This window comes from Asanoa sp. NPDC049573 (genome assembly GCF_040676615.1).
GTDB lineage: Bacteria > Actinomycetota > Actinomycetes > Mycobacteriales > Micromonosporaceae > Asanoa.
Genome location: NZ_JBFAPI010000045.1, coordinates 1 through 7,064, shown reverse-complemented (window position 1 = coordinate 7,064; position 7,064 = coordinate 1). Strand labels below are relative to the sequence as shown.

At 73.0% G+C, this 7,064-nt stretch carries 8 protein-coding genes; 7 read left to right on the top strand and 1 reads right to left on the bottom strand.

Going from position 1 to position 7,064, the window contains the following annotated elements; all coding sequences use genetic code 11:
- From AB0J74_RS38755 to AB0J74_RS38725, 7 genes are all read left to right on the top strand, one after another.
- The coding region (locus AB0J74_RS38755) for an iron ABC transporter permease (protein ID WP_363458268.1) at nt 1-1,736 on the top strand (1,736 nt) is incomplete at its 5' end.
- Nucleotides 1,733-2,617: a siderophore-interacting protein gene (locus AB0J74_RS38750; RefSeq protein ID WP_363458265.1), complete on the top strand. Its 885-nt coding sequence runs from the start codon at nt 1,733-1,735 to the stop codon at nt 2,615-2,617. The genes AB0J74_RS38755 and AB0J74_RS38750, both read left to right, overlap by 4 nt.
- Nucleotides 2,618-2,660: 43 nt before the next feature.
- Nucleotides 2,661-3,575, top strand: coding sequence for a phosphatase PAP2 family protein (locus AB0J74_RS38745; RefSeq protein WP_363458262.1), 915 nt, complete (start codon nt 2,661-2,663; stop codon nt 3,573-3,575).
- A gap of 27 nt (nt 3,576-3,602) precedes the next feature.
- Nucleotides 3,603-5,009, top strand: a complete 1,407-nt coding sequence (locus tag AB0J74_RS38740) for a radical SAM protein (protein WP_363458260.1) — start codon at nt 3,603-3,605, stop codon at nt 5,007-5,009.
- A 74-nt stretch (nt 5,010-5,083) separates the two neighbouring features.
- Nucleotides 5,084-5,647: a helix-turn-helix domain-containing protein gene (locus tag AB0J74_RS38735; RefSeq protein WP_363458257.1), complete on the top strand. Its 564-nt coding sequence runs from the start codon at nt 5,084-5,086 to the stop codon at nt 5,645-5,647.
- A 76-nt stretch (nt 5,648-5,723) separates the two neighbouring features.
- Entirely contained in the window at nt 5,724-6,287 is a 564-nt protein-coding gene (locus AB0J74_RS38730) for a methyltransferase domain-containing protein (RefSeq protein ID WP_363458254.1), read from the top strand.
- Nucleotides 6,288-6,728: 441 nt separating this feature from the next.
- Nucleotides 6,729-6,875: a hypothetical protein gene (locus tag AB0J74_RS38725; protein WP_363458251.1), complete on the top strand. Its 147-nt coding sequence runs from the start codon at nt 6,729-6,731 to the stop codon at nt 6,873-6,875.
- Nucleotides 6,876-6,965: 90 nt separating this feature from the next.
- Here the strand turns inward: AB0J74_RS38725 and AB0J74_RS38720 are convergent.
- A partial coding sequence (locus AB0J74_RS38720; RefSeq protein ID WP_363458271.1) for a ricin-type beta-trefoil lectin domain protein occupies nt 6,966-7,064 on the bottom strand: 99 nt, incomplete at its 5' end.

The window sequence follows — 7,064 nt, the reverse complement described above, 5'->3', positions numbered from 1 at the left end:
GCCCGGGGTCGGCGCCCCCCCCCCGCGGCGGGGCCCGCCCCGCGGGCGCGGGGGGGGGCCGGGGGGGGGGGGGCCCCGCCCCCCCCCCCCCCCCCCCCCCCCGGGGGGGCCGCCCCCCCCCCCCCCGGCTGATCCTCGCGGGCACCGCGGTCGCGCTGGCCCTCGGGTCGCTGACCACCGTGCTCCTGCTGCTCTTCGAGCAGGACACCATCGGCCTGTACGCGTGGGGCAACGGCTCCCTGGTGCAGAGCGACCTCGACGCCGTCACCCGGCTGACCCCGGTTGTCGCACTGGGCCTGGCCGGCCTGCTGCTCGCCGCCCGCCGGCTGGACGTCCTGGCCCTAGGCGACGACCCGGCCACCGTGCTCGGCGTCGACGTGCGGCGCACCCGGCTGGTCGTGGTCGTGCTGACCGTGCTGCTCGGGTCGGCCGCGGTCACGCTGGTCGGCCCGGTGGGCTTTGTCGGCCTGTGCGCCCCGGCGATCGTGCGCCTGCTCGCGCGCGTGGTACCGGGGGTGCGACGGCATGCCGTGCTGCTGCCGCTGTCGGGCATCGTCGGCGTGCTCGTCGTGGTCGGCTCGGACGTGCTGCTGCGGGCCGCCGTCGGCGCCCAGGCCGGCGTCGAGGTGCCGACCGGCGTGGTCACCTCGATCCTGGGCGCGGCGCTGCTGGTCTGGTTGGCCCGGCGGCACCGGGACGCCCGCACCACGTCGCAGTCGACGTCCGGCCGGCTGCGGTCCCGCGCCGCGTTCCTGGTCGTGCTCGCGGTCGGCATCGCGCTCACGATCGCCGCCGTGGTCCTCGGCATGCTCGCAGGCGACACCTGGGTGCTGCTCGGCGACGTGGTCAACTGGCTGCGCGACCAGACGGGCCCGGCCTACACGTTCGTGCTCGACCAGCGCTACCCGCGGGTGTTCGCGGCCCTGCTGGCCGGCGCGGCCCTCGCCGTCGCCGGCACGACCGTGCAGGCGGTCTGCCGCAACCCGCTCGCCGAGCCGGGCCTGCTGGGCATCTCGGCCGGCGCCGGAGTCGGCGCGGTCATCCTCATCTCGGTGGCGCCGCTCGCCTCCGTGTGGGTCATGTCGGGGGTGGCCGGTGCCGGCGCGCTGATCGCCTTCGCGATCGTCTACGGCCTGGCCTGGCGCGGCGGTCTCAGCTCCGACCGGCTGGTGCTGGTCGGCATCGGGATGCAGACCGGGCTCTTCGCGGTGATCACGATGATCATCATCGCCACCGATCCCTACAACACCGGCAAGGCGCTGACCTGGTTGTCCGGGTCGACCTACGGCCGCACCGCGGGTCAGGTGATGCCGGTGCTGGTGGCCCTGGCGATCACGGTGCCCCTGCTGGCGTACGCCCGGCGTGACCTTGACCTGCTGGCTCTCGACGAGGACACGCCGCGGGTGCTCGGGGTGCGGCTGGAACGCACCCGGATGATCGCCCTGGTCTCGGCCGCGCTGCTGACCTCGACCGCGGTGTCGGCCGTCGGCGTGGTCGGCTTCGTCGGCCTGGTCGCACCGCACGCGGCCCGGGCCCTGGTCGGCGGCCGGCACACCCGGGTGCTGCCGGTGGCCGCACTGCTCGGCGCGGTGCTGGTCAGCGCGGCCGACACCCTCGGCCGCACGGTCATCGCGCCGGCCCAGATCCCGGCCGGCCTGGTCACGGCGCTGATCGGCACGCCCTACTTCGTCTGGCTCCTGTGGCGGTCGCGCACCGCGTCCGGAGGTGTGTCATGACCCCCTCGTGGCGGTTCTTCCCCGTGACCGTCGGAGCGGTGCGCCGGGTCAGCCCGTCGTTCGTCCGGGTCACCTTCGTCGGCGACTGCCTCACGTCGTTCGCCGACAACGGCTACGACCAGCGGATCAAGCTGTGCCTGCCGGTGCCCGAGCACGGCTTCGAGCACCTTCCGACGGGCGAGGGCTGGTGGTCGACCTGGCGTGCGCTGCCCGACGAGCGGCGCAACCCGATCCGCACCTACACCGCCGCGGCGGTGCGCCGCGACGCGGGCGAGGTCGACGTCGACATGGTCGTGCACGGCGACGGCGGGCCGGCCTCGCGCTGGGTGCTGAGCGCTGCCACCGGCGACCCGCTGGTGCTGCTCGGCCCCGACGCCGAGCACGACGGCGACCACGGCGGGCTGGAGTTCCGCCCGCCGGCCGGGGTGGCCAAGCTGCTGATCGCGGGCGACGAGACCGCGGTGCCGGCGGTCGCGGCGATCCTGGCCCGCCTGCCCGAGGACGCCCGCGGCGAGGTCGTCCTGGAGGTCCCGACCACCGACGACGTGCTGCCGCTGGCCACCCCGGCCGGCGTGCGGCTGACCTGGGTGTCCCGCGACGGCGGGCATGACTACGGCGCGCCGTTGGTGGCCGCGGTCCGGCTGGTGGTGGCCGGCCGGCCGGTGCGCGCCGGCCTCCGCGCGGCCGTCGACGCGTTGGAGCCCGGCGGCGACATCTGGGAGGTGCCCGAAGAGGGCGCGGTCGGCGACCGCTACGCCTGGCTGGCCGGCGAGTCGGCCGCGATCACCACCCTGCGCCGGCACCTGGTCAACGAGCTCGGCTGGGACCGCGGGTCGGTCGCGTTCATGGGCTACTGGCGTCAGGGCCGCGCGGAGTCCTGAGCCATTCCGGCGGGCCGCCCGGCCGTCGGCTAGGTTTCTCGGCATGCGTAGGTGGCCGATCGGCCTGGCCCTCTGGTTCGTGCTGCTGGCCGTCGTCGAGGTCGCCGGCCTCATCGCGGTCTGGCAGTTCTTCGTGCGCTCCACGCACGGGCAACTGCTCGACACCGTGGCACTGGCCGGCAACTGGATCGGGCAGGCCCGGATCGAAGACGTCGTCAACTCGGTCCTCAACACCGTGTCGGTGGTGTCGCTGGTCGCCGCCACCGCAGTGATCGGCTTCATCGCGCTGATCCGGCGCCGGGTCGCGGTGGCGTTCGGCGCGATCCTGCTGATCGTCGGCGCCAACGTGACCACCCAGCTGCTCAAGCGGCTGGTCGAGCGCCCGGAGCTGGGCGTCGACATGGAGCGGGCGGCCGCCGGCAACAGCCTGCCCAGCGGGCACGCGACGATCGCCGCGGCCGTGGCGGTCGCCCTCCTGCTCGTGCTGCCGGCACGGCTGCGCGGCGCGGGGGCGCTGCTCGGCGCGGCGGCCACCGCCGTGGTCGGGATCGCGACGCTGTCGGCCGGCTGGCACCGGCCCAGCGACGTGGTGGCCGCGCTGCTCGTCGTCGGCGTCTGGGCCAACGTCGCCGGGCTGTTCATCCTGGCCGCGCAGCGCGGGCACGGCGGTGTCGACTACGGCCCGGCCAACAGGTTCACCTCGGTCACCCTCGCCGTGGTCGGGCTCGGTCTGCTGGCCGGCGCCGCGCTCGCCGTGGTGCTGACCAACCAGGTCCTGGCGACGCCGGTCGACGAGCTGAGCCGGTACCGGCTGCTCACCGCATACGGTGGCGGCGCGCTCGGCATCGCCGGCACCGCCGGCCTGCTGGTCGCCGCGGTGCTGGCGACCGCGCACCGGGTGGTGCCACAGGCGGTGCCGGCACGGGCACAGGATCTGCACACGGCCGCCGCCGGCTGACCACATCGGCTCCGTAGCGTCCGGGTCATGCGGGTCACCATGATCCTCCCGGCGCTCACCGAGGCCACCAGCCCAATGTTCCGGCCGGTCAAGTACGCGCTGTTCCCACCGCTCGGCCTGGCCACGCTGGCCGGCTATCTGCACCCCGACGACGAGGTGCGGATCTGGGACGAGCACGTCGAGCGGCTCCGGATCGACGACGACCGCCCGGACCTGGTCGTCATCCAGCCCTACATCACCTCGGCCCGGCGCTCCTACGAGCTGGCCGACGGCTACCGCGCCCGTGGCGTACCCGTGGCGATGGGTGGTCTGCATGTCACGTCGTTGCCCGAGGAGGCCGCCGCGCACGCGGACACCATCTTCGTCGGGCCGGGGGAGGACACCTGGCCGGTGTTCCTCGAGGAGTTCCGCCGCGGCGAACCGCGACGGCGGTATGACTCGACGACCCGGACGCTGACCGGGCTGCCGCCGGTGCGCCGCGACCTGATCGCGCGACACCGCTACCTCGTGCCGAACTCCATCGTGGTCTCCCGCGGCTGCCCGCACCACTGCGACTTCTGCTACAAGGACGCGTTCTTCGAAGGCGGGAAGTCCTTCTACACGCAGACGGTCGACGCGGCGCTCGCCGAGATCGACCGGCTGCCCGGCCGGCACGTCTACTTCCTCGACGACCACCTGCTCGGCAACCGGCGGTTCGCGGAGGCGCTGTTCGCCGGGATGGCCGGCACCGGGCGGGTGTGGCAGGCGGCCGGCACGGTCGACTCGGTGCTCGCGCCCGGCCTGCTGGAGCAGGCGGTCGGCGCCGGTCTGCGCAGCCTCTTCGTCGGCTTCGAGAGCATCAACGGCGACAACCTGCGCACCCAACGCAAGCGCCAGAACATCGGCCGCGACTACGCGGCCGTGGTGCGCCGGCTGCGCGACCTCGGCGTGATGGTCAACGCCAGCTTCGTCTTCGGAATGGACGGCGACGCTCCGGACGTCTTCGACCGCACCGTCGACTGGGCGGTGGCCCAGGGCATCGAGACCGCGACGTTCCACATCATGACGCCCTATCCCGGCACCGGGCTCTACCGGCGGATGGCCGCGGCCGGCCGGATCACGCACGACGACTGGGACCGCTACGACACCCGACACGTCGTCTACCGGCCGGTGGGGATGACACCGCGACAGCTCGAAGACGGCTACTGGCGGGCCTACCGCGAGTTCTACCGCTGGGCCGCGATCTGGCGCGGCGCGTCGACGAAGGACCAGACCCGGGACCGCCTGCGGCACCTGGCGTACGCCGGTGGCTGGAAGAAGTTCGAGCCACTGTGGGACGTGCTGATCCGCACCGGCGGCATCACCCGTGCCCTGCCGCTGCTCGAGTCGGCCCTGGCCAGCTTCGGAGGCCGGCCAGCCGCACCGGCGCACCGCACCGTCGGCGGCCCGGTGTAGGGCGCCGAGGTGTGGCTCGGCGGTGCCGCAGTGCTACGTCGGCGTTGCAACGATGGGGCGCTAGTGTGCGGGGTATGACCGACCCGGTACTCGATCCGCGACTTCTGGATGCTGCCATCGCCGTCCTGGCCGAGACCGGGTGGGATGGTGTGACGCTGGAGAAGGTGGCCGAACGGGCTGGGCAGTCGCGGTCGACGGTGTGGCGGAAAGGTGTCACGCGCGACGCGCTGCTGGCGGCGCTGCTCGACGCCGTCGCCGACGACTTCCGCCTCTCCATGTGGCCCCTGCTGACCTCGGACGAGTCGGGGCGGGTCCGGCTGGAACACGGCCTGTCGGTGCTGTGCCAGGTGATCGAACGGCACCTTCCGCTCGTACTCGCGTCGGACGAGGTCTTTCACCAGGGAGACCCGGGTCGGCGGCAACTGAACTATCTCGACCCTTATCGCCGCTTCGTTCGCGACGGACAGGCCGACGGCACGCTGGCCGGCGGCGACAGCGCCGACGAGGTTGCGGAGGTGGCCTTCAACTGCGTGGCGTGGACCTACAGCCACCTGCGCGGACGGCATCAATGGTCGGCCGAACGGGCCCAGCAGAAGGTGCTCCACCTGGTCATGCACGGCCTGCTCCCGGCGTCATAACGCCTGCGGCGATGTCTTGCCATCCTTGAAACGCTCGTGTTTCACTAGTGACACACGAGTGAACCGAGGAGGCGCTGTGAATGATGGGCACGCGCGTTTGTGCAGCTCGCGTCGGTGGGCCGAGTTCATCGCCGGCGAGGTGGTGCCCAGCGCACTCGACGGTCGCGACGTCGGGCATCGGCTGTTGGAGATCGGGCCGGGCTACGGTGCGTCGACCGCTCGCCTCGCCGTCCTGGGTGGACAGCTGACCGCCGTCGAGATCGACCCCGGGCTGGCCGCGAGACTACGTCGCCGGCTGCCGGACATAGCGGTGGTCGAAGGCCGCGGCGAGGATCTGCCGTTCCCGGATGGCACCTTCACGGCGGTGCTGTCCTTCACGATGCTGCACCACGTCCATTCCGCGCCGGACCAGGACGCCCTGTTCCGGCACGCGCGACGGGTGCTGCGGTCCGGCGGCGTCTTCGCCGGATCGGACAGCATCGCCAGTTCGGGCCTGCGCGAATTCCATCACGACGACATCTACACACCGGTCGACCCGCACGGGCTGCGAGACCGCCTCACTGCTGCCGGGTTCACCGACATCAGGGTCGACATCCAGCCGGAGGACGAGTGGTTCTCGTTCTCCGCGGTGCGCGCCTGACGAGACAGCCGAGACCCGAGAGAGGAAGGACAATGATGGAGCTGCCGTACGCACCACCGCTGACGCGACGACCGTTGGCGGCCCCGGTCGTTCCCGAACCGCCGCGACGAGGCGACCCGGGCGGCGAGCCGTGCCGCGTCTGCCCGGGCGGGGACGGCCCGCACACCATCTGGTCCGACGAGAACTGGATCCTCAACCACGGCGTGGAAAACCAGCCTCGCGGGGGCGGTCTGGCTCGCGACCCGCGTACACGTCGACTCGTTCGCCGACCTGGATCCCGCCCTGGCCCAGGACTTCGGCGTCCTGACCGGCCGGATCGATCGGGCGCTGCTGGCCCTGCCGGACGTCGCGCGAACGCACGTTTACCGCTGGGGTGACGGCGGAGCACACTTCCACGTCTGGTTTCTGCCCCGCCCGCTGGGAATGCTCCAGGCACAGAAGATGATGCTCCCGCTGTGGGAGGAGGTCCTGCCCCGGGCTTCCGACGAGGCCGTGTCCGACGCGAAGCGCCGGATCGCCGACAGCCTCGGGAACGAGGGCCCGGTCCGTGGCGCCTCAGTAGTGCGTGGCCCCACCACACCCCTGTGACGGGGCGTCGACCGCCGCCGGTCGGCGTGCCCGGTGTGCGCCGACCGGCGACGGTCTCTCAGCTCCCGCGAAGCCGGACGCGACGCGGTGTCAGGCGCGGGTCCAGCGTTGGTTGCTGCCGCCGTGGCAGGTCCAGACGATGACCGCGGTGCCGTTGGCGGTGGCGGCGCCGTTGACGTCCAGGCATAG